At 71.8% G+C, this 22,511-nt stretch carries 24 protein-coding genes and 1 pseudogene; 14 read left to right on the top strand and 11 right to left on the bottom strand.

What is annotated here, in order from left to right:
* Nucleotides 1–63 precede the first annotated feature (63 nt).
* The 5 genes from ABD067_RS21560 to ABD067_RS21540 all read left to right on the top strand — a co-directional run bounded on the left by ABD067_RS21560 (nucleotide 64) and on the right by ABD067_RS21540 (nucleotide 4,789).
* A complete protein-coding gene (locus ABD067_RS21560) occupies nucleotides 64–1,530 on the top strand; it encodes an aldehyde dehydrogenase family protein (protein ID WP_343897467.1) in 1,467 nt (488 codons plus the stop codon).
* Between the two features lie 21 nt (nucleotides 1,531–1,551).
* A complete protein-coding gene (locus ABD067_RS21555; RefSeq protein ID WP_343897466.1) occupies nucleotides 1,552–2,757 on the top strand; it encodes an iron-containing alcohol dehydrogenase in 1,206 nt (401 codons plus the stop codon).
* A 17-nt stretch (nucleotides 2,758–2,774) separates the two neighbouring features.
* Complete coding sequence (locus ABD067_RS21550; RefSeq protein WP_343897465.1) at nucleotides 2,775–3,371, top strand: glutathione S-transferase family protein; 597 nt, start codon at nucleotides 2,775–2,777, stop codon at nucleotides 3,369–3,371.
* A 66-nt stretch (nucleotides 3,372–3,437) separates the two neighbouring features.
* Entirely contained in the window at nucleotides 3,438–4,361 is a 924-nt protein-coding gene (locus ABD067_RS21545) for a glutathione S-transferase family protein (protein WP_343897464.1), read from the top strand.
* Between the two features lie 11 nt (nucleotides 4,362–4,372).
* Complete coding sequence (locus ABD067_RS21540; RefSeq protein ID WP_343897463.1) at nucleotides 4,373–4,789, top strand: ester cyclase; 417 nt, start codon at nucleotides 4,373–4,375, stop codon at nucleotides 4,787–4,789.
* A 31-nt stretch (nucleotides 4,790–4,820) separates the two neighbouring features.
* On the opposite strand, the gene ABD067_RS21535 is transcribed toward ABD067_RS21540, so the two are convergent.
* Complete coding sequence (locus ABD067_RS21535; protein ID WP_343897462.1) at nucleotides 4,821–5,198, bottom strand: hypothetical protein; 378 nt, start codon at nucleotides 5,196–5,198, stop codon at nucleotides 4,821–4,823.
* 66 nt (nucleotides 5,199–5,264) lie between these two features.
* On the opposite strand from ABD067_RS21535, the pseudogene ABD067_RS21530 reads away from it, so the two are divergent.
* Nucleotides 5,265–5,522: pseudogene (locus ABD067_RS21530) on the top strand (transposase); the annotation flags it as partial.
* Nucleotides 5,523–6,123: 601 nt separating this feature from the next.
* Here the strand turns inward: ABD067_RS21530 and ABD067_RS21525 are convergent.
* Nucleotides 6,124–8,100 (bottom strand): transketolase family protein, encoded by a 1,977-nt coding sequence (locus ABD067_RS21525; RefSeq protein WP_343897461.1) that lies wholly within the window; start codon nucleotides 8,098–8,100, stop codon nucleotides 6,124–6,126.
* A gap of 125 nt (nucleotides 8,101–8,225) precedes the next feature.
* Here ABD067_RS21525 and ABD067_RS21520 point away from each other — a divergent pair, with 125 nt between their 5' ends.
* The 7 genes from ABD067_RS21520 to ABD067_RS21490 all read left to right on the top strand — a co-directional run bounded on the left by ABD067_RS21520 (nucleotide 8,226) and on the right by ABD067_RS21490 (nucleotide 14,910).
* Nucleotides 8,226–9,185, top strand: coding sequence for a LysR substrate-binding domain-containing protein (locus ABD067_RS21520; protein WP_343897460.1), 960 nt, complete (start codon nucleotides 8,226–8,228; stop codon nucleotides 9,183–9,185).
* An 82-nt stretch (nucleotides 9,186–9,267) separates the two neighbouring features.
* A complete protein-coding gene (locus ABD067_RS21515; protein ID WP_343897459.1) occupies nucleotides 9,268–10,017 on the top strand; it encodes an SDR family NAD(P)-dependent oxidoreductase in 750 nt (249 codons plus the stop codon).
* Between the two features lie 53 nt (nucleotides 10,018–10,070).
* Nucleotides 10,071–10,922 carry a transketolase gene (locus ABD067_RS21510; protein WP_343897458.1) on the top strand — a complete coding sequence of 284 codons (852 nt, stop codon included), beginning with the start codon at nucleotides 10,071–10,073 and terminating at the stop codon, nucleotides 10,920–10,922.
* On the top strand, nucleotides 10,919–11,992 hold the full coding sequence (locus tag ABD067_RS21505) for a transketolase family protein (protein WP_343897457.1): 1,074 nt from the start codon (nucleotides 10,919–10,921) through the stop codon (nucleotides 11,990–11,992). Before ABD067_RS21510 ends, ABD067_RS21505 begins: the two co-directional genes overlap by 4 nt.
* A 40-nt stretch (nucleotides 11,993–12,032) precedes the next feature.
* The gene (locus ABD067_RS21500) at nucleotides 12,033–13,040 is read left to right on the top strand and encodes a TRAP transporter substrate-binding protein (RefSeq protein ID WP_343897456.1); all 1,008 of its coding nucleotides are present in this window, start codon (nucleotides 12,033–12,035) and stop codon (nucleotides 13,038–13,040) included.
* A 122-nt stretch (nucleotides 13,041–13,162) separates the two neighbouring features.
* On the top strand, nucleotides 13,163–13,651 hold the full coding sequence (locus ABD067_RS21495; RefSeq protein ID WP_343897455.1) for a TRAP transporter small permease: 489 nt from the start codon (nucleotides 13,163–13,165) through the stop codon (nucleotides 13,649–13,651).
* A complete protein-coding gene (locus ABD067_RS21490) occupies nucleotides 13,648–14,910 on the top strand; it encodes a TRAP transporter large permease (protein WP_343897454.1) in 1,263 nt (420 codons plus the stop codon). Before ABD067_RS21495 ends, ABD067_RS21490 begins: the two co-directional genes overlap by 4 nt.
* Before the next feature lie 10 nt (nucleotides 14,911–14,920).
* On the opposite strand, the gene ABD067_RS21485 is transcribed toward ABD067_RS21490, so the two are convergent.
* From ABD067_RS21485 to ABD067_RS21460, 6 genes are all read right to left on the bottom strand, one after another.
* A complete protein-coding gene (locus tag ABD067_RS21485) occupies nucleotides 14,921–15,787 on the bottom strand; it encodes a DMT family transporter (RefSeq protein WP_343897453.1) in 867 nt (288 codons plus the stop codon).
* Nucleotides 15,788–16,223: 436 nt separating this feature from the next.
* On the bottom strand, nucleotides 16,224–16,532 hold the full coding sequence (locus tag ABD067_RS21480; RefSeq protein WP_343897452.1) for a DUF6166 domain-containing protein: 309 nt from the start codon (nucleotides 16,530–16,532) through the stop codon (nucleotides 16,224–16,226).
* A 9-nt stretch (nucleotides 16,533–16,541) separates the two neighbouring features.
* A complete protein-coding gene (locus ABD067_RS21475) occupies nucleotides 16,542–16,760 on the bottom strand; it encodes a hypothetical protein (RefSeq protein WP_343897451.1) in 219 nt (72 codons plus the stop codon).
* A 23-nt stretch (nucleotides 16,761–16,783) separates the two neighbouring features.
* The gene (locus ABD067_RS21470; protein WP_343897450.1) at nucleotides 16,784–17,179 is read right to left on the bottom strand and encodes a hypothetical protein; all 396 of its coding nucleotides are present in this window, start codon (nucleotides 17,177–17,179) and stop codon (nucleotides 16,784–16,786) included.
* Nucleotides 17,180–17,191: 12 nt separating this feature from the next.
* On the bottom strand, nucleotides 17,192–17,983 hold the full coding sequence (locus ABD067_RS21465) for a sterol desaturase family protein (protein WP_343897449.1): 792 nt from the start codon (nucleotides 17,981–17,983) through the stop codon (nucleotides 17,192–17,194).
* Between the two features lie 79 nt (nucleotides 17,984–18,062).
* The gene (locus tag ABD067_RS21460; RefSeq protein WP_343897448.1) at nucleotides 18,063–18,776 is read right to left on the bottom strand and encodes a GntR family transcriptional regulator; all 714 of its coding nucleotides are present in this window, start codon (nucleotides 18,774–18,776) and stop codon (nucleotides 18,063–18,065) included.
* Between the two features lie 303 nt (nucleotides 18,777–19,079).
* On the opposite strand from ABD067_RS21460, the gene pucL reads away from it, so the two are divergent.
* Nucleotides 19,080–19,928 (top strand): factor-independent urate hydroxylase, encoded by an 849-nt coding sequence (gene pucL, locus ABD067_RS21455; RefSeq protein ID WP_343897447.1) that lies wholly within the window; start codon nucleotides 19,080–19,082, stop codon nucleotides 19,926–19,928.
* Nucleotides 19,929–19,977: 49 nt separating this feature from the next.
* Here pucL and ABD067_RS21450 read toward each other — a convergent pair whose 3' ends face one another.
* The 3 genes from ABD067_RS21450 to ABD067_RS21440 all read right to left on the bottom strand — a co-directional run bounded on the left by ABD067_RS21450 (nucleotide 19,978) and on the right by ABD067_RS21440 (nucleotide 22,511).
* Nucleotides 19,978–20,466, bottom strand: a complete 489-nt coding sequence (locus ABD067_RS21450) for an EF-hand domain-containing protein (RefSeq protein ID WP_343897446.1) — start codon at nucleotides 20,464–20,466, stop codon at nucleotides 19,978–19,980.
* A 108-nt stretch (nucleotides 20,467–20,574) separates the two neighbouring features.
* Nucleotides 20,575–20,811: a hypothetical protein gene (locus ABD067_RS21445; RefSeq protein ID WP_343897445.1), complete on the bottom strand. Its 237-nt coding sequence runs from the start codon at nucleotides 20,809–20,811 to the stop codon at nucleotides 20,575–20,577.
* Nucleotides 20,812–20,885: 74 nt separating this feature from the next.
* On the bottom strand, nucleotides 20,886–22,511 hold the full coding sequence (locus ABD067_RS21440) for an acyl-CoA synthetase (protein WP_343897444.1): 1,626 nt from the start codon (nucleotides 22,509–22,511) through the stop codon (nucleotides 20,886–20,888).

Genomic DNA, 22,511 nt, shown 5'->3' with positions numbered 1-22,511 from the left:
CCGAGCGCGCGGTCCAATCTCGTCCAGGCCCGGCGCCGCGGCTCGTTGCGCGGGGAGCGATCCATGGACATGCCGACGCCCGTTTCGGTTGAAGCCAAAGGCATCTTCGTCAACAACCGCTGGCGGCCCGGGGCCTCCGGCCGCACGGTCCCCGTGGTGGCGCCGGCCGAAGGGCGCGCCTTCGCCGCCATCGCGGCGGGCAACGCCGCCGACGTGGACGCGGCCGTGACGGCGGCGCGCGCCGCCTTCGAGGACGGGGCCTGGGGCAGGATGAGTGCGGTGGAGCGGGGCCGGCTCCTGTCCAGGCTCGCCGTCCTGGTCGCCGACCACGCCGAGGAGTTGGCGCGGCTCGAGGCCCGCGACACCGGCAAGCCGATGAAGCAGGCGCGGGCCGACATGGTGGCGACCGCCCGCTACTTCGAATTCTACGGCGGGGCCGCCGACAAGGTGCACGGCGAGACCATCCCGTTCCTGCCCGGCTACTTCGTGGCGACCGAGCGCGTGCCCCACGGCGTGACCGCCCACATCATCCCGTGGAACTACCCGGCCCAGATGTTCGGGCGGACGGTCGCGCCGGCCCTGGCGATGGGCAACGCCGCCGTGGTCAAGCCCGCCGAGGACGCCTGCCTGACGCCGCTCCGGCTCGCCGAGCTCGCGGCCGAGGCCGGATTCCCCGAAGGCGCCGTCAACGTGGTCCCCGGGCTGGGCGAGGAGGCGGGCGCCGCCCTGTCGTCCCACCCCGGCATCGACTTCATCTCTTTCACCGGCAGCCCGGAGGTCGGCGCGCTCATCCAGACGGCGGCCGCCCGGAACCACATCGGCTGCACGCTGGAACTCGGGGGCAAGTCGCCGCACGTGGTCTTCGGCGACGCCGACCTCGAGGCCGCCGTGCCCACCATCGCCAACACCATGGTGCAGAACGCGGGCCAGACCTGCTCGGCCGGCTCGCGCGTCCTGGTGGAGCGGGGCGCCTACGATCGCGTCGTGTCGTCGCTGGCCGAGAGGTTCGGCGCCCTCACGGCCGGGACGCCGGAGATGGACCTCGACCTCGGTCCGGTGATCAACGCCACCCAGAAGCGCCGCATCGAGGGCTTCTTCGAACGCGCGCGGGAGCGGGGCGTGCCGGTCATCGCCGAGGGCAAGGTCGCCGACGGCGTGCCCGGCGAGGGCTTCTTCGTGGCGCCGCGTGTCTACGGGCCGGTGCCCCGCGCGAACGAGTTGGCGACGGACGAGGTGTTCGGCCCCGTGCTGTCCGTTCTGCCCTTCGAGGACGAGGCGGACGCGGTGCGCCTCGCCAACGGGACCGACTACGGCCTGATGGCGGCCGTCTGGTCGCGCGACGGGAACCGGGCGCTCCGCGTGGCGCGCGGCATCAGGGCGGGCCAGGTCTACGTCAATGCCTTCGGGGCGGGCGGCGGCATCGAGCTGCCCTTCGGCGGCATGAAGAAGTCGGGCCACGGGCGCGAGAAGGGCTTCGCCGCCCTGCACGACGTGTCCGCCCTGCGGACCACCATCTTCAAGCACGGCTGACCGGTCGGGAGGAGGCGTCCCGTGATCACCAATTTCTACATGCCGACCCGCGTCGTCGCCGGGCCGGGAGCGCTCGGGACGATCGGGACCTTGGCCCGTGACCTGAAGATGTCGCGGGTCCTGGTCGTCTCCGACCCGGTCATCTCCCGCCAGCCCTTCCACGCCGACGCCCTCGCCGCGCTTGCGGAGGCTGGGGTCGCGGTCTCGCGCTTCGACGAGTGCGGCATCGACGCCCGCTGTTCGCACATCGACGACCAGGGCGCGCGGGTCCGCCGCGAGGGCATCGACGGCGTGGTGTGCGTCGGCGGCGGCTCGGTGATGTGCACCGGCAAGGGCATCGCCATCGTGGCGACCAACAACAAGCCCATGCGCGAGTGCACCGGCGTCGGCAGGTTCGACCGCAAGGCGCTGCCGATGATCATGGTGCCGACCACCGCAGGCTCCGGCTCCGAGGTCTCGCAGTGGACCATCGTCAAGGACGAGGAGCGGCACCTGAAGCTCCTCGGCGGCGGCCCCCTGAGCTTCCCGGACGCGGCCATCCTCGACCCCGTGACGCTGCGGTCGCTGCCGATGAGGGTGGCGGCGCTCCCGGCCGTGGACGCGCTGACCCACGGCGTGGAGGCCTACCTCAGCGGCATCGCGTCGCCGCTGACCGACGCCGTGGCGCTCGCCGCCGTCCGGTTGCAGTTCGGGTCGCTCCGCGCCTCCATCAACTCGGACGACGAGCGCGCGCGGGCGGACAACCTGGTCGCGTCCTGCATGGCCAACATCGCCTGCGGCAACGCCCGGCTCGGCCACGGCCACGCCCTTTCGCTGCCGCTGGAAGGCCACCTCGACCTGCCGCACCCCTACGGCGTCGGTGTGCTGCTGCCCCACGTCACGGCGTTCAACCTCGCCGTGCTGCCGGAGAAGGTGAAGCCGCTCGCCGAAGCGCTGGAGGTGGAGACGGCGGGCCTGACCCGCGCCGAGATTATCGAAGCTTGCGCGGAGAGCATCCGGGCGCTCTACGCCGACATCGGCTTCCCCGACCGCTTCACGCCGGACCAGTTGCCCCGGCAGCGCGTGCGCGAGATGGCCGAGCGAGCGGTTCCGGGCCTCTACGCCGGCATCGCGGCGGAGGGCTTCGACACCGCCTCCGTCACCGACGACACGGTGATCGCCTGCCCGTCCGCCCGCAAGATGACGGTGCGCCAGGCGGAGCGGATGTTCGAAAGCTGCTTGGCCTGAAGCCGCGGGGCGCGCCGATGAGGATACTCAGCAACACCACCTCGCCCTACGCCCGCATCGCCCGCATCGCGCTGGCCGAGAAGGGCTTCGACCTGTCCGGGACGCGGATGGTCAACCCGTGGGCCGACGACCCCGCGCTGGTCGAGCTGAACCCGGCCGCGCGCGTGCCGACGCTGGAGACGGACGAAGGGCTGCCGATCACGGAAAGCCTGCTGATCCTGCTCTGGCTGGAAAAGAAGGTGCCCGAGCCGTCGCTGCTCGACGGCCCGCTGGACCGGATCGTCTCCCAGGCCGGCCGCGCCATGGGGGTGATCGACGCCATGGTGCACATCATCATCGGCGTCATGCAGTTGGACCCGAATTGGGCCGAGACGCGCGTCGGGCTGCGCCGCCGCCGCTCGATCGTCAACGGGCTCCGCGGACTCGAGGCCGATGCGCCGGTGTACGAGGGCGGCGTGCCGGACATCGCGGTGCTGACAACCGTCGTCGCGCTCGACTACCTGCGGCTGCGCTTCAAGGATGCGCCCTGGGTGGAGCCCACCCCGGCGCTCGACGCCCTCCGGGCGAAGGTCGCCGACCGGCCCGCCTACGCCTCCACCGTTCCCTACGTCTGAGCGGCCCCCGCCCCGGGCGGCGGCCCGCGGCGGCGGCCAGATGCGACCGATCAAGGAGGCCCCGCGATGCCGCAACCCATCATCCTGCACCATTACGACTTCTCGCCATTCAGCGAGAAGGTCCGCTTGGCGTTCGGCCTCAAGGGGATGGAGTGGCACGCGGTGGACGTGCCGGTCGCCATGCCCAAGGCGGACCTGATGCCGCTCACGGGCGGCTACCGGCGGGCGCCGGTGATGCAGATCGGCGCCGACGTGTACTGCGATACGCTCCTGATCCTGCGCGAGATCGAACGGCGCCGGCCCGAGCCGAGCCTCTACCCTGGCGGCCGTCACGGCCTCGCCCACGCGCTCGGCTATTGGGTGGAGAGGACGACCTTCGTGCCGGCCGCGGCGCTGGCGACGAGCGTCATCGGCGACCAACTGCCGACCGAGTTCATCGAAGAGCGCAAGACCTTCATGAACCACGACTTCAGCAAGGAGGCGTCGCTCCGGGAACGCCCGCTCAACCTGCAACGTCTGCACGCGCACCTGTCTTGGCTCGCCCAGATGCTCGAAGGCGGGCGCCCCTTCCTGCTCGGCGACCGGCCCTCGGCCGCCGACCTCGCCGCGTACCACACGATCTGGTTCGCCCGGAAGAACGGCGGCCCGACGGTCGAGGCCGCGCTGCCGCTCGGCCCCCTGCTCGGCTGGATGGACCGCGTGGCGGCGCTGGGCCACGGCACCCGCCGCGAGATGCCGGCCGGCGAGGCCCTGGACATCGCCAAGGCCGCGGAGCCGGAGGCGCCCGGCGTGCCGGCCGACGGAGACCCGTCCGGGTTGCGCGCCGGCCAGGAGGTCGTCGTCAGTGCCGACGACAGGGGTCGCGACCCGATCCGCGGCGCCCTCGTGGCGGCCGACGCCGAGGAGGTGGTCATCCGGCACGAGAACGGGCGGGTCGGCGCGGTCCACATCCACTTCCCGCGGGCCGGCTTCGAAGTGCTCGCGGCATAAGGGAAGACGAGATGCCGCTGGAAGCCAACAAGCAACTCGCCCGGGACTACTTCAAGGCGTTCCTGGCCAAGGACGTGGCTTGGTTCAGGGAGCGCATCGAGCCGGACTTCCGGCGCCACGACCCCGGCCTGCCCTTCGAGGTCGTCGGGCCGCAGGGAGTCGAGCACCTCGCCGACGCGCTCCTGCCCGCGATCCCCGACATGCGGCTCGACATCAAAGACATGGTCGCCGAGGGCGAGAAGGTCCTGGTGCGGCTCATCATCCGCGGCACGCACCGCGGCGAGCTGTTCGGCATCGCCCCTACCGGCCGGGCCGTCGAGGTCCCGGTGCTGGACCTGTTCCACATCCGCGGCGGCAGGCTCGCCGAGCACTGGGCCTTGCTCGACAACCTAGGCCTGCTCAAGCAGCTCGGCGTCACATCGATCTGATGCGCGGGTGTCTCGCGGAGGCGTGGAGCGTTCAAATTCGGCGCGCCCGGCTACGACGATTTCCTCTTCGGTGGCCGGAGAACAGCCCGCGGCGGCGGTGCCGAGGCCGAAAGGGTAGGTGGAACGGGACCTGGCCGTCTGGTGGTGAGACGTCCTTGGCGGCGTCCGCGACGAGGCGAGCGTCGGCGATGGCGTCCCGCCGCATCCGGTTCCGTTCCGCGCGGGCGGTTCCGGCGCCGCCCTCCGGCTTGGGTTTGGCCAGACGGCGGCGCGCCCTGAGGCGCTCGGCGACGACCTGGTCGGGCGTCTTGCCGTCGAGCACGCGCTGGCGCCGGGCGTTGTAGGCGGCGTTGAAGCCGCGCAGCTGTTCGTCGTCAGGTGCTTTGGGATGTCCTGCGTCAGGGCTCATGAGACAGCCGGGGCTGGTTGAGGAACGGAGGATTTCTGGCTCATCGTAACCACCGATGGAGCGAAGATGAGCCAGAAATCCTCCGCCCCGGCCGCTCGGGAGCCGACCGCCACGTCAGCCGCCAAGCCGCCCGCCGAGCGGGTGGTGCGCGACATCCGCCGCCGCACGCGCAAGCAGCACTCGGCCGAGGACAAGATCCGCGTGGTGCTGGAGGGCCTGCGCGGCGAGGACGGCATCGCCGCGCTGTGCCGGCGCGAGGGCATCGCCGAGAGCCTGTACTACGCCTGGTCGAAGGAGTTCCTGGAGGCCGGCAAGCGGCGCGTGGATGCCGGCGTGCCGCTCGACGTGATCGGGTACGTCTCCGGCGGCTCGGCGGCGGCGGCCGGTCTGGCGGGGTCCGTCGTGGCGGCGGTGATGGTGCGCCGGGCGGGACTGCCGGCGACCCTGTCGCTGCTCGGCGGGCTGCGGACCCTGTGCTTCCTGCTGTTCGCGCTTCACGCGATGGGGACGCTCGCCGGGCTGTGGCCCCTCTACGGCGCCGCGGCCTTCCAGACGCTGATACGCTACATGGAGATCGTCGCGCTCTACAGCCTGTTCATGGCTGTCAGCTCCGATGAGCAGCCGGGCACGGACTTCACGACGCTCGCTTGCGGCCAGCTCGTCGTTTACCTCGCCGGCGCGCTGCTGTCGGGACGGATCGCCGACGCGCTGGGCTACCCGGCGCTGTTCGGCTTGGCGACGGCGCTCTCCGGCTTGGCCGTGCTGGCGACCTTGGCGCTGCTGCGGAGGGTGCCGCCCGCGACGGCCTGACTCGGGCCGGGGCCGCGGCGAAGCCTCGATCGAGCCATCCGGCGCGACCGTCTCGGGCTCGCCGTCGCGGCGGCGACGCCGCGCCTGCCGCGGCCCATTGGCAAAGCCCGCGGGATCAAAGGCGCTTCCGGGCATCGGCCGCCACGGCCTCCGGCGTGATGCAGAAGTGCTCGAACAATTCCTGCTCCGCGCCGGAGGCGCCGTAGCCGGACATGCCGACGAAGCCGCCGTCCTCGCCGAGGTAGCGGTCCCAACCCAGCCGCACCGCCGCCTCCACGCCGACGCGGGCGGTGCCGCGGCCCAGGACTTGGTCACGGTAAGCCCGGTCCTGCCGCTCGAACAGCTCCCAAGAGGGCATGGACACGACGGCGGTGGGCACGCCTTCGGCTTGCAGCGTGGCGCGCGCCTTCACGGCCAGCGCGACTTCGGATCCGGTGGCGAGGATCGTGGCGCGGCGGGCGCCGCCCTCCGCCTCCGCCAACACATAGGCGCCGCGCGCCGAGAGGTTCGCGCCGGCCTCGCCCCGCACAGATTCCAAGGGCTGGCGCGCGAAGATCAAGGAGGACGGGCCGGTGCGGTTGGTCAGCGCGATCTCCCAGCACTCCGCCGCCTCCACCGCGTCGGCGGGGCGGAGCACGAGCATGTTGGGGATGGCGCGCAGCGAGGCCAGGTACTCCACCGGCTGGTGCGTCGGGCCGTTGCGGCCGATGCCGATGGAATCGTGGCTGAACACGAACCGCACCGGCAGGCCCATCATCGCCGCCAGGCGCAGCGTCGGGCGCATGTAGTCGGAGAAGACCAGGTAGGTCACGCCGACAGGCGCCACGCCGCCGTGGGCCGCCATGCCGTTCATCATCGCGCCCATGGCGTGCTCGCGGATGCCGTAGTGGACGTAGCGGCCGCCCCGGTCGGACGAGGTGAAGGCGCCCATGCGGCGCTTGTGCTGCGTGGCGCCCTCCAGGTCCGGCGCGCCGGACACCAGCTCCGGGATCGCCTCGGCGACGAGGTCCACGAGGTCGCCGGAGGTCTTGATGCCGTACTCGGCGCGCCGCTCCGCGGCGGCGCGGCGGGCGAAGGCGCGCAGCGAGTCCTGCCAGCCTTCAGGCATGCGCCCCTCGCGGAGCCGGTCGAGCTCGCGGCGCTTCTCCGCCGGCAGGGCTCCGACGCGCGCTTGCCACGCCTCGTGCTCGGGCAGGCTGCGCCGGCCCGCCTCGCGCCAAGCCCCCAGCACGTCGTCGGGCACGACGAAGGCCGGATGGTTCCAGCCCAGGGCCTCGCGCGCCGCCTCGGTGTGGTTCCGGAGCACCCGCGCGCTGTGGGCCGCGCGCGTGCCCTCGACGCCGGGGATGCCGCGGCCGATCACCGTCCGGCAGGCGATCATGGACGGCCGCGGGTCGCTTTTGGCGAGCAGCATGGCGGCGGAGAGCGCCTCGATGTCGTGGCCGTCCACCTCCTGCACGTGCCAGCCGCTGAGGCGGAACCTGGCGGGCATGTCGTCGGCCGACGCCAGTTCGATGGCGCCGTCGTCCGTCATGAGGTTGTCGTCCCACAGGAAGCAAAGCTTCCCGAGGCGCAGGTGCCCCGCGAGCGAGATGGCCTCGTGCCCGACGCCCTCCTGCAAGCAGCCGTCGCCGACCAGCGCCCAGGTGCGGTGGTCCACGATGCCGGGGCCGAGGCGGCGGTTCAGGAAAGCCTCGGCGACCGCCATGCCGGCCGCGTTGGCGATGCCCTGGCCCAGCGGTCCCGTCGTGGTCTCGATGCCGCAGGTCGGGTCGTACTCGGGGTGGCCCTCGCAGCGCGAGCCCAGTTCGCGAAAGCGCTTGATGTCGTCGAGGGTGATCTTCTCGTAGCCGCTGAGGTGGAGCAGCGCGTAGAGCAGCATGGAGCCGTGGCCGTTCGACTCCACGAAGCGGTCGCGGTCGAACCAAAGCGGGTCGGCCGGGTTGAATTTCAGGTGCCGCGCGAACAAGGCGGTTGTGATGTCGGCGGCGCCGAGCGGCGTGCCGGGGTGCCCCTCCCCGACGCGCTCGATCGCGTCCATGGACAGGAAGCGGACCGCGTTGGCCATCAGGCGGGGGTCGACGCTGGGCACGGGGCTGGTTTCCTCCGGTTCGGCCCTTGCCGGGCCGTTGGTTGGCGCCGTGTCTGCCCCGCTGCCGCCGCGGCAACAAGGCGGGAAATTTGCGCCGGACGGTGAGCGCGGCTCATGATTCGGCCATGCCGCTCCACCTCCCCCTCTCGGCGCTCAGGGCCTTCGAGGCGGCGGCGCGGACCGGCTCGTTCCGGGCCGCCGCGGAGGACCTAGGCCTGACGCCGAGCGCGGTGAGCCACGCCGTCCGGAGCCTGGAAGACTCGCTGGGCTCGGCGCTGTTCCTGCGCGAAGGGCGCTCCATCCGCCTGACGCCGGACGGCGAGACGCTGGTGGGGCACGTGGAGCGCGCCTTCGGCGAGCTGCGGCTCGGCATCGGCGCCGTGTCCGCGCGCGGGCCGCAGCTCCTGCGCCTGCACTCCGCGCCGACCTTCGCCGCGAACTGGCTGGCGCCGCGCCTCCGCAGGATGCTGCAGGACTGCGCCGGCCTGGAGGTCCGCATCTCGGCGGGGGTGGACTACACGCGCTTCGTCGCCGACGAATTCGACGCCGACATCGTCTACGGGCTGCCGTCGCCCGAGCTGCAAAGCGGCCCCCCGCAGCGCGGGGTGGTGGTCCTGCCGCTCGGGACCGAGGTGGTTACGCCGCTCTGCGCGCCGGAACTGGCCGCCGGAATCCGTTCGCCGCACGACCTGCTGCGCCACACCCTGATCGAGAGCGACAACAAGCGCGTGCGCTGGCCCGCTTGGTTCGCGGCCAACGGCCTGCCCGCGCCGGAGCCGCGCGGCCCGCGCTTCGACCGGAGCTTCCTGTCGCTGAGCGCCGCGGCCGACGGGCTCGGCGTGGCGCTGGAGTCCCTGCTGCTGGCGGAGCGCGAACTGGCCGCGGGGCGGCTGGCGCGGCCCTTGGAAGGGGCGTGCGAGGACGTTTTCTACACGGGCCATTGGCTGGTCTTCCCCCGCGCCAAGCAGCACCTCCGCCCGCTGGTCGCGTTCCGCAAGTGGATCGCCGCGGAACTCGGCATCCCGACGGAACCGGCCCAGGCGGGCCCCCAACCCTTTGAACCGGTGAGCCGGATTCACGGGTAGGCAGGATTTTCTCGCTTGCCGGCGGGCGGCGCAGCGCGCGACACAGCACGGAGAAAACGAAAACCAAGGAGGAGACGAAGCCATGCTGCTCGCCGGCAAGACCGCGGCGATTTCCGGCGCCGCCAGCGCCCGCGGGATAGGTCTCGCAACCGCCCGCCTTTTTGCGAAGCACGGCGCGAAGGTCGGCATCCTCGACCTGGACGAAGCGGGGGCGCAGCGCGCGGCGAAGGAGCTCGGCGACGGGCACATCGGCCTCCACTGCGACGTCGCCGACCTCGAGAGCTGCAAGCGCGCGGCCCAGAGCGCGATCGAGGCCTTCGGCCATGTCGACATCCTCGTCAACAACGCCGGCATCACGCAGCCGCTCAAGATCATGGACATCTCGCCCGAGAACTGGCGGCGCGTGCTGGACGTGAACACGACCGGCGTCCTGTACCTCAGCCAAGCCTTCATCCCGCACATGCGCGGGCGCAAGCGCGGCTCGATCGCCTGCATGTCCTCGGTCTCGGCGCAGCGCGGCGGCGGCATCTTCGGCGGCCCGCACTACTCCGCGGCGAAGGCCGGCGTGCTCGGCCTGGCGAAGGCGATGGCGCGGGAGCTGGGGCCGGACGGCATCCGCGTCAACAGCGTCACCCCGGGCCTTATCCAGACGGACATCACCGGCGGCAAGCTGACGCCGGAGATGAGGACGGAGATCCTGAAGGGCATCCCGCTGAACCGGCTCGGCGACGCGGAGGACGTGGCGAACATCTACCTGTTCCTCGCCTCCGACCTGTCGTCCTACGTCACCGGCGCGGTGATCGACGTCAACGGCGGCATGCTCATCCACTGAGCCCCGTCGCCCCGGGCGGGCGGCGCGAACAAACAACAACGGAGGAGACCGGCATGGGAGAGCGCACGACGACGCTCGCCAACGCGCCGAGCCTGGAGGAGCGCGCGTGGCGCATCCGGCGCAACGCGCTCCGCATGGGCGAGGTGCAGGGCCAAGGCTACATCGCGCAGGCGCTCGGCGTCGCCGACGTGCTGGCCGTGTCCTATTTCCACGCGCTGCGGTACCGGCCCGAGGACCCGGAGTGGGAGGGGCGGGACCGCTTCCTGCTGTCCATCGGCCACTACGCCATCGCGCTCTACGCGGCGCTGATCGAGGCCGGCATCGTGCCGGCGGACGAGCTGGAAACCTACGGCAGCGACGACAGCCGCCTGCCGATGTCGGCCATGGCCGCCTACACGCCGGGCATGGAGATCAGCGGCGGCTCGCTCGGCATCGGGTTGGGCATCGCCGTGGGCATGTGCCTGGGGCTGAAGCGGAAGGGCTCCGACCGATTCGTCTACAACCTCATGTCCGACGGCGAGCTGGGCGAGGGTCCGACCTGGGAAGCGGCGGCGTCGGCCGCGCACTGGAAGCTGGGCAACCTGATCTGCCTGGTGGACGTGAACCGGATGCAGGCCGACGGGCCTTCGCCCGACGTGCTCAACTTCGAACCGCTCCCCGCGAAGTGGGAAGCCTTCGGCTGGTACGCGCAGCGGGTGGACGGCAACGACATCGGCGCGCTGGTGAAGGCGTTCGACGCGGCGCGCGCGCTGGAGGAGCCCAAGCCGCGTATCATCATCTGCGACACCAGGATGGCCAAGGGCGTGCCGTTCCTCGAAGCGCGCGAGAAATCGCACTTCATCCGGGTGGAACAGCACGAATGGGCGCAGGCGCTCGAAGCGCTCGACGCGGGGAGGCAGGCATGAAGCGGATGAAGCGGCCGCCGCCGGGCGCGCAGGCCCCGACGCCCGGCGAGCAGGGGGGCGAGGGCGGCCAGTTGCCCGGGCAAACCCCGAAGAAGCGGCTGACCACCTCGGCGATGATCGCGTCGCTCGCGTCGGAGGGGCAGCGCACCAAGCCGGCGCCCTTCGGGCACGCGCTGGTGGAGGCGGCGAAGAACCGGCCCGAGATCGTCGGCATGACGGCGGACCTCGGCAAGTACACGGACCTGCACATCTTCGGCCGGGCGTTCCCCGACCGCCACTACCAGATGGGCATGGCCGAGCAGAACCTGATGCTGGCGGCCGGCGGGATGGCGCACGAGGGCTTCGTGCCCTTCGTCACCACATACGCCGTGTTCGCCTCCCGCAGGACCTACGACTTCATCAGCCAGGGAATCGTCGAGGAAGGGCTGAACGTCAAGATCTGCTGCGCCCTGCCGGGCCTGACCACGGGCTACGGCCCGAGCCACCAGGCGACGGAGGACGTGGCGATTTTCCGCGGGATGCCGGACCTAACGATCGTGGACCCCTGCGACGCGCTGGACATCGAGCAGGCCACGCCGGCCATCGCGGCGCACGACGGGCCGGTCTACATGCGCCTGCTGCGCGGCAACGTGCCGCTGGTGCTGGACGAGTACGATTACCGCTTCGAGCTGGGCAAGGCGAAGCTGGTCCGGGACGGGATGGACGCGCTGGTCATCTCGTCCGGCTTCATGACCATGCGGGCGCTGGAGGCGGCGAAGCTGCTCGAAGCGGACCGCGTCAGCCTCGCCGTGCTCCACTCGCCGACGATCAAGCCGCTGGACGAGGAGGCGATCCTCCGCGAAGCGCGCCGCGCCGGCCGCATGGTGGTCGTGGCCGAGAACCACTCCGTCATCGGCGGCCTGGGCGAGGCCGTGGCCGGGACGCTGCTGCGCGCCGGCGTGGCGCCCGCGGCGTTCCGCCAAGTGGCGCTGCCGGACGAGTTCCTCGACGCCGGCGCGCTCCCGACGCTGCACGACCGATACGGCATCTCGGCCGAAGCGATGGCGCGGAGCATCAAGAGTTGGCTGTAGCGCCGCCCTAGCGGCCACCAAGAATCCCCGGGAGGAAACAATGGCAAAGACCTTCGAGACCACTCGCCGCGCGGCGCTGCTCGGCGCGGCCGGCGCGCTCGCCGCCCCCGCCGCGCTCCGCGCGCAGGGGCAGGTGCGCCTCACGCTCGGCCACGGGGCCGCGCCGGGCAACCCGCGCGCCGTCGCCGCCGAGCGCATGGCGGCGCAGCTCAAGGAAAAGAGCAACGGCCGCATCGAGATGCGCGTCGCCGGCTCGGCCCAGCTCGGCGACGACGCGGCGATGCTCACCGCGCTCCGCACCGGCACGCTCGACATGTCGGTGAACAGCCAGGGCGCCTCCTCCGCCGTGCTGCCCGAACTCGCGGCGCTCGGCCTGCCCTTCCTGTTCCCCCGCGCCGCCTCCGCCTACAGGGTCGTGGACGGCCCGATCGGGGAGGAGCTGGCGCAGCGTTTCGAGAAGGTCGGCTTGACCGCGCTCGGCTGGTGGGACAACGGCATTCGCCACACCACGAACAGCAAGCGCCCGATCAACCGGCCGGAGGACCTGCGCGGCCTGAAGATCCGCACGCCGCCCGACCCGACCACCATCGACATCTTCCAGGCGCTCGGCGCGGCGACGCAGCAGCTCAACTTCAACGAGCTGTACGTCGCCTTGCAGCAGGGCGTGGTGGACGGGCAGGAGAACCCGCTCGCCAACATCCACTCCGCCAAGCTCTTCGAGGTGAACAGGTTCATCTCGCTCACCGGCCACAAGTGGGAGTGCAATCCGTTCCTGGCCTCGCGGATCGCTTGGGGCCGGCTGCGCCCGGAGGACAAGCGCCTCGTGCAGGAGGCGGCGAAGGAGGCCGAGGCGCACCAACGCGCCCTGTCGCAGGAGATCGACGCCAAGCTCCTGGGCGAGTTCCGCGCCAACCAAGCGGTCTCGGTGAACGAGGTGGACCAAGCGCCGTTCCGCACCGCCACCGCCTCGGTCTACGAGAAGTGGGAGGCCCGGCCTTTCGGCGACTTCGTCAAGCGGCTCCGCGCCGCGGCGACGGCCGGGGCGTGACATGGCGGCGGACCGCCCGTTCCACACCGTGCCGGCCCCCCCCGCACGCCGCCGAGGCCAGGCCCGCCAACGGGCGGAAGCGGGGCGGCCTGCTGACCGCCGCCGACGCCGCGGACCGTGCCGTGGCCCTGCTCTGCCAAGGCGTCCTCCTGCTGACCGGCACCGCCCTGATGGGCGTGCTCACGGCCAACGTGGTGGCGCGCTACGTCCTGGCGACCGGCGGTTTCGACTGGGCCGAAGAGGTGCCGCAGCAGGTCTTCCCCTGGTTCATCATGGCCGGGGTGGCGCTTGCGGTGCAGCACGGGGGCCACGTCGCGGTGGAATGGCTGCTGGGGCGGCTCGGGCGCGAGGGCAAACGCTCCGTGCTGCTCGCCGGGCACGCGCTGGTCGTCCTGGCCTACGCCGTGCTGTGCTGGCAGGCGCTGGTGGTGGCCGACATCGTCTCCATCGAGCGCAGCCCCGCCCTCGGCCTGCCGGGGAGCTACGGCTACTGGGCCATCGCCGCCGGCTGCGTGCTGCTCGCCCTCGGCACCCTCACCAACGCGGTCCGTCTCGTGCTGATCGGCCCGGAAGCCATGCCGCAGCCCAACCCCGAGGAGATGCCGACATGAGCCTCGCCCTCATCGTCGCCTTCGTCGCGCTCATGGTGGCCGTCATACCGGTGGCGCACGCGTTGGTCATCGCCTCCGGCGTCGCGCTGCTCTGGGACGGGCAAATGCCCCTGCTGCTCGTGGCGCAGCAGATGTTCGGGCAGACGCAATCCTTTCCGATGCTGGCGCTGCCCTTCTTCATCCTGGCCGGCACGCTGATCATGGAGGGCAAGCTGGGCGGGGAGCTGCTGCGCTTCTCCGGCGAGATCATGCAGCGGCTGCGCGGCGGGGCGCTCTCCACCACCGTGGTCGGGTCGGTGGTGTTCGGCGGCGTGTCCGGCAGCGCGGTGGCCAACGCCAGCGCCCTCGGCTCGGTGCTGATCCCCTGGCAGAAGCGCCAGGGCTACCCGGCGGGCCTGTGCGCGGCGAACAACGCGACCTCGGCGGTGATCGACATCCTGATCCCGCCCTCGATCCCGATGATCCTCTACGCGGTGGTCAGCGGCGTCTCCATTGGCGACCTGTTCATGGCCGGCGTGCTGCCCGGAATCCTCATGGCGGCCGGCTTCGTCGGCGTTTGCTGGTGGGAGGGCCGGCGCTTGCGCATCGGCTCGGAGGCGCCGCCGTTCGACGGGCGCCGCTTGGCGCGCCTCGCGGTCCTGGCCATCCCGGCGCTGGTCCTGCCGCCGCTGATCCTGGTCGCGCTCCGCTTCGGCCTCGCCACGCCGACCGAGATCGCGGTGATGGCGGTGCTCTACGCGTTGGCGGCCAGCCTGCTGATCTACCGCGACCTGTCCTGGGGCCGCTTCCGCAAGGCGATGATCGACGCGGGCGTGGCCACCGGCATCGTCATGATGGTCATCATGGGCAGCGCGGCGGCGAGCTGGATACTCACCTACGACCAGGTGCCGCAGCGCTTCGCCGAGTGGGTCTCGACCACCCTGCGCGAGCCCTGGCTGGTGATCCTGGCGATGAACCTCATCATGCTGGCGATCGGCGGCCCGCTCGACCTCGCGCCCGCCATCCTGCTGCTCGCGCCCATCTTCGTGCCCTTGGCGCAGCAGATCGGGATGGACACGCTGCAACTGGGGCTGGTGATGGTGATCAACCTGGGCATCGGCCTCTACACGCCGCCGGTGGGCACCACGCTGTTCATCTCCACCACCATCGCCGGCAGCACGATGGCGGAGACCACGCGGGCGCTCTGGCCGTTCTTCGCGGTGGCGGTGGCCCTGCTGCTCGCCGTGAGCTACGTCCCGGCGCTGACGATCCGGTTCTGACCGCGGCGCGTCACGGGCCGAGGGCGGCGCGCTCCTTCGCGCGCACCCGCTCGCGGTGGGCGGTGTAGAGGCCGCTCGCCGCGATCACACCCGCCCCGACCAGCGCCCAGCGGTCGGGCACGGCGCCGAAGGCCAGGAACCCGAGCAGGGCGGACGACACGAGCTGGAAGTACGAGAAGGGGGCCAGCACCGATGCCGCCGCGTGCCGGTAGGCCAACACGATGAGCCACTGCCCGGCCGAGGAGATGAGGCCCAGGAGCAGGCCAAGACCGACCTGGACGGCGGACGGCACGACGAAATCGAACGGCAGCAGCGCGCTGAGCACCGCGAAGCCGACGGCGGCCGACCAGAACAGCGTCGTCGCTGGCCGGTCGGCGCCCGCCATCTTGCGCGTCACGACGACGGCCAAGGCCCAGCTCGCCGCCGTGAGGACGGGGAGCAGGACCTCGGCCCCGGAGCCGCTGGCGCCGCCCGGGCGCACGACGATCAGCACGCCGGCGAGCCCGACCGCGACCGCCGCCCAGCGCCGCACGCCCACCACCTCGCCGAGGATCGGGATGGACAAGGCGGTGATGAAGATCGGCGAGACAAAGTTGATGGCGGTGGCCTCGGCGAGGGGCAAGAACCGGAGCGCCACGATGAAGGACAGCGCCGAACCGACCAGCGCGAGCCCGCGCAGGACCTGCAGCGCCGGCGCCCTGGTGCGCAGAGCGGCCGGGCCGCCGCGCAGGACCGGGGCGAGCGTCAGCGTCAGGAAGGCCGCGTAGCGCATCCAAGCGACCTCGACCGGCGGCAGGAACTGCCCCAGGTGCTTCGCCAGCGCGTCCGACACCGAGAAGATGGTCACGGCCGCGAGGATCAGCGGGACCCCGCGCATGGGATCGTCGGCCTGCGGCGCTGGCGGCGGTTCGGGCCGCGGCGGCGGAGTGGAGAGGCGCGGCGGCGACGGGCGGGGATCGCAAGCCGGGTCGAGCGTTGCCGGACGGCCCTCGGACCGCACGGGTTCACCCATCGGTCGAGCCGCCTATGCTGCGCTGCACCATGGGCCGAACTAACCACATCGCTCGTGCGGCCGTCCATCCTTTGCGGCAGGCGTTGCTCGCGCAAACGAAGGCGCCGCCACCCCGGCGGCAACCGGCACCGCGTGTCACCGGAAGAGGTCGTGCCGGCAGCCCCAAGCCGTGACCTTCACCCAAGCCGCTGCCGGGATGGTTCTGGTGCAGTCGAAAAGTGCGGGAAAAGAGGTCAGCCCTGCTCCCCGGAGGCGAAGGCCGGACGTTCGCCTCGGGTCCGCCATCCCCCTTCGAAGCGGTTCAGCCGACTGACGTGCCGAAGCCTTCCAGCGCGCGCTCGATGTCGGCCGAGGTCATCTCCCATTCGTTGTCGAAGTTGGCGACGACCTCGCGCATGAAGCGCCCGCGCAGCGCGTCCGCCCGGGCGGAGTCGCCGAGGTGGTCCACCAGCAGGGCGAAGGCGAGTTGCTCCGGCTCCGGGCCTTCGTAGCTCCACTCGAAGCCGCCGTCGGTGAAGCGGCGGAGGTCGTAGCGTGGGTCCAGCGGCCGGCCATCAACCGAAACCTGGATGCCGTCCATGGTCCGGTCGCCGGTGTAGGTCTTTCCCACGGCGGCCGCTCACGTGCCTTTCGGGCGCGTGTCGCCGGCCGCCGGGGCGCCGTCCACGGGCTTCCGCGTCACCTCCGGGAAGATCCACAGCGCCACGAGCATGAAGGGCGCCAGGAAGAGGAGCGCCCATTGCGGTCCTTCATGGCCCAGGGCGCGCTGGTGGAAGAAGGCCGCGATGATGACCAGCGTCACCACCACCGAGAGCCCGAGCTTCACCGGGAACGGCATCGTTCAACCTCCCTCGAACGCGGTCACGCCGGCGTCGGGAACACCCCGGCGACGGCCCGAAGCGCGGCGATCGAACCCCCGAGCATGCAGGAGAGGACGGCCAAGCCCGCGCGTCCGTCGCGCCAGCGCTCCGGCCAAAGGTGGAACAGCCCCGGCGCGAACAGGAACACCGACCCGCCCGCGATGACGAGGCTGGTCCAGCGCAAGTGGCTCAGGCCGTACCAAGCGGTGCCCGCGACGAGGACGACCAGCAGAAGCGCGTTCCCGAGCGCCAGCGCGGCGCCGACCGGGCTGCCGGCGAGGTCGGGCCGGCTAGACAAGGGGAACGCGCCGGCGAGCACCAGAAACGCCACGCAGGCGACGGTGCAGCACAGCGCGAACCACAGGAGCGGCACCAGGTTCGGCTCGATCGAGTCCACGCCGGCGGCGCCTCACTCGGCCGCTTGTATTGCGCGGTCGCCGATCTTCCCCGGCGTGCGCGACGTCTTGCGCATGTCCGTGCGCACGTGCCGGCTGTCGTAGCCGTTGAACAGGTGCCCGAGCAGGCCGCGCTTCAGGTCGGAGGTGCCGAACAGCCAGTCCATGATCGGGAACGTCAGGTTCATGTTCCGCTCCATCATGATGGACTGGTTGTGGTGCGCCGCATGGTGCCGCCGGATCGTGTTCACGAACGGCATGCGGCGCACGAACGCGTTGTCCTCGACGTGGCAGCAGAAGTGCATGAACTCGTAGATCAGATAGACCGAGGTCGTGGTGGCGATGAACAGCCAGCCGACGTTGGGTGACAGCAGCCAACCGAGAGCGATGGCGGCCGGGATGGACATCAAGGTGAAGGTCGCCAGCGCGTAGGGCGGGAAGAACGTCACCCGCCAATCGTGGTGGCCGGCGAAGCGCATCTCCTGGTCCGTGAAGAACTGGTGGTGCATCAGCGTGTGCCGGTTGTAGATCGCACGGAACACCGGGTTCTTCGACGGCCGGTGCATCACGTAGCGATGAATCCACCACTCGAAGAAGTTGCAGAACAGGAAGGTGAGCGGCACCGTCAGCCATTCGAGCGGCGTCACCGCCGACAGGTTCGACAGGTACACGTAGAGCGCGGTGAAGCCGATCGCGTAGATGATGAACACGTGCAGCCAGCCGTTGTACCAGCCCGCGACGCGCTCCCGGTAGCTGGCGCGGTACCGCCGTTGGCGGTCCGTCATGTCGGTAGCGGCGAGTTCCATGGCGACCTCCCTGGCCGAGCTTTCATTGGCTGATATATCAGCCGGATGGCCGGCCCGCAAGGGAGCGGCAGAGGCGTTTTCAGGCCCCGGCGCTCGCGGTCGCCTCCGTGAACGCCTGGATGTAGTCGAGCAGCCGGTCGGAGGCGGCGGCCGCCGATTCCGGCTCCCCTTCCGCTATGGCGCGGGCGAGGGCGGCGTGGACCCGCGCCGCTTCGGGCAGGTCCGCGCTCTGGCGCCAGTGGATGAACCAGAAGCGGCGCGACAGGCCGTGCATCAGCGCCATGGCCGCGGCGGCGAACTCGTTGCGGGCCGCCTCGATCACCAGCAGGTTCAACTCGCGGTCCAGGCGCAGGAAGGCCGTTTCGTCGCTGTTGGCGGCGGCGCGGTCCATACCGTCGGCGACGGCGCGCAAACGCCCGCGCTGGCCGGCGTCGGCGCGGCGGGCCGCCGCGCGCGCCAGGAGGCGCTCGACCTCCCGCCGAACCTCCAGCAGCCGCAACTGCTCGCGCACGTCCACGCCGGCCACGACGATGCCGCGGCGCGGCAGGATGCGGACCAGCCGCTCGCGCGCGAGGCGTTGCAGCGCCTCGCGGACCGGCGTGCGGCCGATGCAGAGGCGTTCGGACAGCAGCGCCTCGCTCACCACCTCGCCGGGCGCCAGGGCGAGCGTGACGATCTCCTCCTCCAGGGTGCGGTACGCCCGCTCCACGAGCGTCTCCGCGGAAGCGGCGGGCGGGCGGTGCCGAACGGCACCGGGCGGTGCGGCGGCGCCCGGCGGGAGGCGGCGTTTCATGGCGGGTTCGGACATGGCGGGACGGTTTGGATCGCCCCGCCACTTGGCGCAACGAGGTTTTTCCGGCACGGCATGGAAGCCGCGGTCTCGACCACGGACATTGCCCAACGCCCACGCACCGGGAGCCCGACCATGCCGGCCGCACCTCGATTCCGGCATCCTGCTCGCCGCCATCGCGTCCGCGCTGCCCGACGCCTCCTTCAACGGCGTGGGCGGCGCCGAACGCGCCCGGAGCGAGGCTTCCGCGACGGCCGCCGCGGCCGAGCACGTCCGAACGCGCCCTATTGGAGGAGGAACCGCCGCATGGCGACGCTCACCCGCAACACCCACGGCAAGGCCCGCGTCCGCGTGATGCGGCTCCACCACGACGGCGACCGCCACGAGGTCCGCGAGCTCACGGTCAAGGCGATGGTCACGGGCGATTTCGGCCGCTCCTTCACCGACGCCGACAACTCCACCTCGGTGTCCACCGACACCATCCGCAACGTGGTCAACGTCGTGGCCTGCGAGAACCTCGCGTTGGACACGGAACCGTTCTGCGCGGCCTTGGCCGAACGCCTGCTCGGCCTCTACGGCCAGGTCGCCTCGGCGGCTGTCACCGCGCACGAAACCAGGTGGACGCGGATGGGCGTCGGAGGCGCGCCGCACCCGCACGCGTTCGTCCTCGACGGCAACGGCAAGCCCTTCGCCGAGGCCGTGGCGGTCCGCGACGGACGCACCGCCCTCCGCTCCGGCGTGTCGGGCTTCACCTTCCTCAAGTCCACCGGCTCCGGTTGGGCCGATTTCGCCAAGGACCCTTACACGACCATCCCCGAAACGCGCGACCGGGTGTGCGCCACGAGCATGGAGGCCGCCTGGCGCTGGCGGTCGGCGCCGGCGGGCGGCCACGCGGCGGCGAACGCCGCGATCCTCGGCGCCATGCTGGAGGTCTTCGCCGGCACCTACAGCCACAGCGTCCAGGACAGCCTGTACCGCATGGCGACGGCGGCGCTCGAAGCGGTGCCCGAGATCGAAGAGGTCGACCTCGCCTGCCCGAACAAGCATTACCTCCTCGTCGACTTGTCACGGTTCGGCCTGGCCAACGGGAACCAGGTGTTTCTGCCGACCGACGAGCCGCACGGCCAGATCGAATGCACCGTCGCCAGGGGATGACCGCGGCGGACGCCGCCCGCTTCCGGCGGCCGCCCCCCGACTCAGGCCGCTAGCGCAGGAAGCGCGCCGCCGCCTTGCCTTTCTCGGACCGCAGCTCGGCCCTGCTGAGCGAGCCGTCGCGGTCCGGGTCCGCGGCCCCGAAGCGGCGCTCCACCAGCGCCAGCCACTCGGCCTTGCTGACCGCGCCGTTGCGGTCGGCATCGGCGGCGCGGAACGTGGCCGGCGCCAGCGAACGACGGCGGGCCTCCTCCCGGTCGAGCGCGTCGTCGAGATCGGGGTTCAGGTCGTCGTAGCGCTTGGCCGCGGCGCTCTTGGCTTCGGCGAGGCTCAGCGCGCCGTTGCGGTCGAGGTCCAAGGCCCGCATCAGGCCCGGCCGCCGCTCCTGCGGGAGCCGGCGTTCGGAGGGCGACAGCTCCGTGCCGCCCCGCGCAGGGGCCTGGGCTTCGGGCCGGTTCTGCGCCAATGCGGACGACCACGGCGCGGTCGCCGTGGCGCCGGCCAGCGCCGTCCCCAACGCAAGCGCAAGGACTCGGATCATGCTGCGGCGTCTCCCTTGGCGGCGCGGCGAACCGCCGCGCCCGCGAGGGGACCGAACGCCTGCTCGCCGGCTCTGTTCCACGGGCCGCGCGCCGACGCCGGCGCGCCTTCAGCTCCCGAACTCCCAAGGGCAGGCCATCGGGCGCGGGCGGGTGCGGCGCTCGGGCGGCACCTTGCAGTCGTCCACGCGCTGCTCGTCCGTGCCCTTGCCGCCCAGCCGCTCCTTGGCCGTCTTCGGCACCGGCACAGGGATCGCTCGCGGTTGCTGCGTGGGGCGCTCGCGCGCTTCCGGCGCGACCGCCGGCAAGAGAACAGCGAGCAGGGAGGCGCGGAGGATGGCGCGCATAGGGGTCTCCTCGCGGACGCGTACGCATCGCACGGGCGGCCCGGGCGCGCCTCCTGGATGTTGCGCCCTTGCGCTCAGCCCGGACGGATCCGCGTCCGCAGCACGTGCTTCTGGATCTTGCCGGTCGAGGTGCGCGGCAACTCGGTGAAAACCACCTGCTTCGGCGCCTTGAAGCCGGCCAGGCCCTCGCGGCAGAAGGCGATCAGCTCGGCCTCCGTGGCGCTGGCGCCGGGCTTCAGCTCCACGAAGGCGCAGGGCACCTCGCCCCACTTGTCGTCGGGCTTCGCCACCACAGCGGCCATCGCCACGGCGGGGTGGCGGTAGAGGCGGTCCTCCACCTCGATGCTGCTGATGTTCTCTCCGCCCGAGATGATGATGTCCTTGGAGCGGTCGCGGAGCTGCACGTAGCCGTCCGGGTAGCGCACCGCGAGGTCGCCGGTGCGGAACCAGCCGCCGGCGAACGCCTTCTCCGTCGCCTCGCGGTCCTTGAGGTAGCCCTTCATCACCACGTTGCCGCGCATCATCACCTCGCCCATGGCGACGCCATCGGCCGGCACCGGCGCCATGGCGGCGGGGTCCATCACTTGCAGGTCCTCCAGCGCGAGGTAGCGCACGCCCTGGCGGGCCATGAGCTTCGCCTGCTCGGGCGGGGGCAGGGCGTCCCATTCGGCGTGCCACTCGTTCACCACGGCGGGGCCGTAGCACTCGGTCAGGCCGTAGACGTGCAGCACGTTGAAGCCCGCCTCGCGCATCCGCGCCAGCACGGCCTCCGGCGGCGGGGCGCCGGCGACGACGAACTGCACCTGCCTGGGCAGGGCGCGCTTCTGCTCCTCCGGGGTGTCGAGCAGGGCCGCCATCACCACCGGCGCGCCGCACATGTGGGAAACGCCGTGCTCGGCCATCAGGCGCCACATCGCCTCGCCGCGCACGGCGCGCAGGCAGACGTGGGTGCCGGCGACGGCGCAGACCGTCCAGGGGAAGCACCAGCCGTTGCAGTGGAACATCGGCAGCGTCCAGAGATAGACGGGGTGCCGCCCCATGCCGGCCGACAGCACGTTGCCCGTCGCCAGGAGCTGAGCGCCGCGGTGGTGGTAGACCACGCCCTTCGGCCGCCCGGTGGTGCCGGAGGTGTAATTGAGGGTGATCGCGTCCCATTCGTCGCGCGGCATCTCCCACGCGAACCCCGGGTCGCCTTCCGCCAGAAGCGCCTCGTACCCGAGCCCGCCGAGCGTGTCGGCGCGGGCCGCCTCGGGCGCTTCCGGGTCGTCCACCTCCACTAGCAGGGGCGAGACCCCGGCGATGGCGAGCGCGGCGCGCAGCAAAGGCGCGAACTCGCGGTCCACGATCACCGCCTTGGCCTCGCCGTGGCCGAGGATGTAAGCGATGGTGTCGGCATCCAGCCGCGTGTTGATGGTGTTCAGCACGGCGCCGGCCATGGGCACGCCGTAGTGCGCCTCCACCATCTCCGGGATGTTCGGCAGCAGCGCCGCCACCACGTCGCCGCGCCCGATCCCGCGCTCCGCCAGCGCGGAAGCGAGGCGGCGGCAGCGGTCGCGCAGCTCGCGGTAGCTCCGGCGCAGCGCGCCGTGGACGACGGCCGTGTGGTCCGGGAACACCGCGCCGGCGCGCTCCAGGAACAGCAGCGGCGTCAGCGGCTGGTGGTTGGCGGGGCAGCGCTCCAAGCCGGTGTCGAAATCCAT

Source organism: Craurococcus roseus (genome assembly GCF_039523795.1).
GTDB lineage: Bacteria > Pseudomonadota > Alphaproteobacteria > Acetobacterales > Acetobacteraceae > Craurococcus > Craurococcus roseus.
Note: the sequence above shows the minus strand (reverse complement) of the source record. Positions and strands in the feature narration are given on the sequence as shown.

Excerpts from the sequence above, each read along its gene's own strand:
- ABD067_RS21560 (WP_343897467.1), top strand. The coding sequence starts at position 64 with ATGGACATGCCGACGCCCGTTTCGGTTGAAGCCAAAGGCATCTTCGTC.
- ABD067_RS21550 (WP_343897465.1), top strand. The coding sequence starts at position 2,775 with ATGAGGATACTCAGCAACACCACCTCGCCCTACGCCCGCATCGCCCGC.
- ABD067_RS21545 (WP_343897464.1), top strand. The coding sequence starts at position 3,438 with ATGCCGCAACCCATCATCCTGCACCATTACGACTTCTCGCCATTCAGC.
- ABD067_RS21540 (WP_343897463.1), top strand. The coding sequence starts at position 4,373 with ATGCCGCTGGAAGCCAACAAGCAACTCGCCCGGGACTACTTCAAGGCG.
- ABD067_RS21535 (WP_343897462.1), bottom strand. The coding sequence starts at position 5,198 with ATGAGCCCTGACGCAGGACATCCCAAAGCACCTGACGACGAACAGCTG.
- ABD067_RS21520 (WP_343897460.1), top strand. The coding sequence starts at position 8,226 with ATGCCGCTCCACCTCCCCCTCTCGGCGCTCAGGGCCTTCGAGGCGGCG.
- ABD067_RS21515 (WP_343897459.1), top strand. The coding sequence starts at position 9,268 with ATGCTGCTCGCCGGCAAGACCGCGGCGATTTCCGGCGCCGCCAGCGCC.
- ABD067_RS21510 (WP_343897458.1), top strand. The coding sequence starts at position 10,071 with ATGGGAGAGCGCACGACGACGCTCGCCAACGCGCCGAGCCTGGAGGAG.
- ABD067_RS21505 (WP_343897457.1), top strand. The coding sequence starts at position 10,919 with ATGAAGCGGATGAAGCGGCCGCCGCCGGGCGCGCAGGCCCCGACGCCC.
- ABD067_RS21500 (WP_343897456.1), top strand. The coding sequence starts at position 12,033 with ATGGCAAAGACCTTCGAGACCACTCGCCGCGCGGCGCTGCTCGGCGCG.
- ABD067_RS21490 (WP_343897454.1), top strand. The coding sequence starts at position 13,648 with ATGAGCCTCGCCCTCATCGTCGCCTTCGTCGCGCTCATGGTGGCCGTC.
- ABD067_RS21485 (WP_343897453.1), bottom strand. The coding sequence starts at position 15,787 with ATGCGCGGGGTCCCGCTGATCCTCGCGGCCGTGACCATCTTCTCGGTG.
- ABD067_RS21475 (WP_343897451.1), bottom strand. The coding sequence starts at position 16,760 with ATGCCGTTCCCGGTGAAGCTCGGGCTCTCGGTGGTGGTGACGCTGGTC.
- ABD067_RS21465 (WP_343897449.1), bottom strand. The coding sequence starts at position 17,983 with ATGGAACTCGCCGCTACCGACATGACGGACCGCCAACGGCGGTACCGC.
- ABD067_RS21460 (WP_343897448.1), bottom strand. The coding sequence starts at position 18,776 with ATGAAACGCCGCCTCCCGCCGGGCGCCGCCGCACCGCCCGGTGCCGTT.
- pucL (WP_343897447.1), top strand. The coding sequence starts at position 19,080 with ATGGCGACGCTCACCCGCAACACCCACGGCAAGGCCCGCGTCCGCGTG.
- ABD067_RS21450 (WP_343897446.1), bottom strand. The coding sequence starts at position 20,466 with ATGATCCGAGTCCTTGCGCTTGCGTTGGGGACGGCGCTGGCCGGCGCC.
- ABD067_RS21445 (WP_343897445.1), bottom strand. The coding sequence starts at position 20,811 with ATGCGCGCCATCCTCCGCGCCTCCCTGCTCGCTGTTCTCTTGCCGGCG.
- ABD067_RS21440 (WP_343897444.1), bottom strand. The coding sequence starts at position 22,511 with ATGGATTTCGACACCGGCTTGGAGCGCTGCCCCGCCAACCACCAGCCG.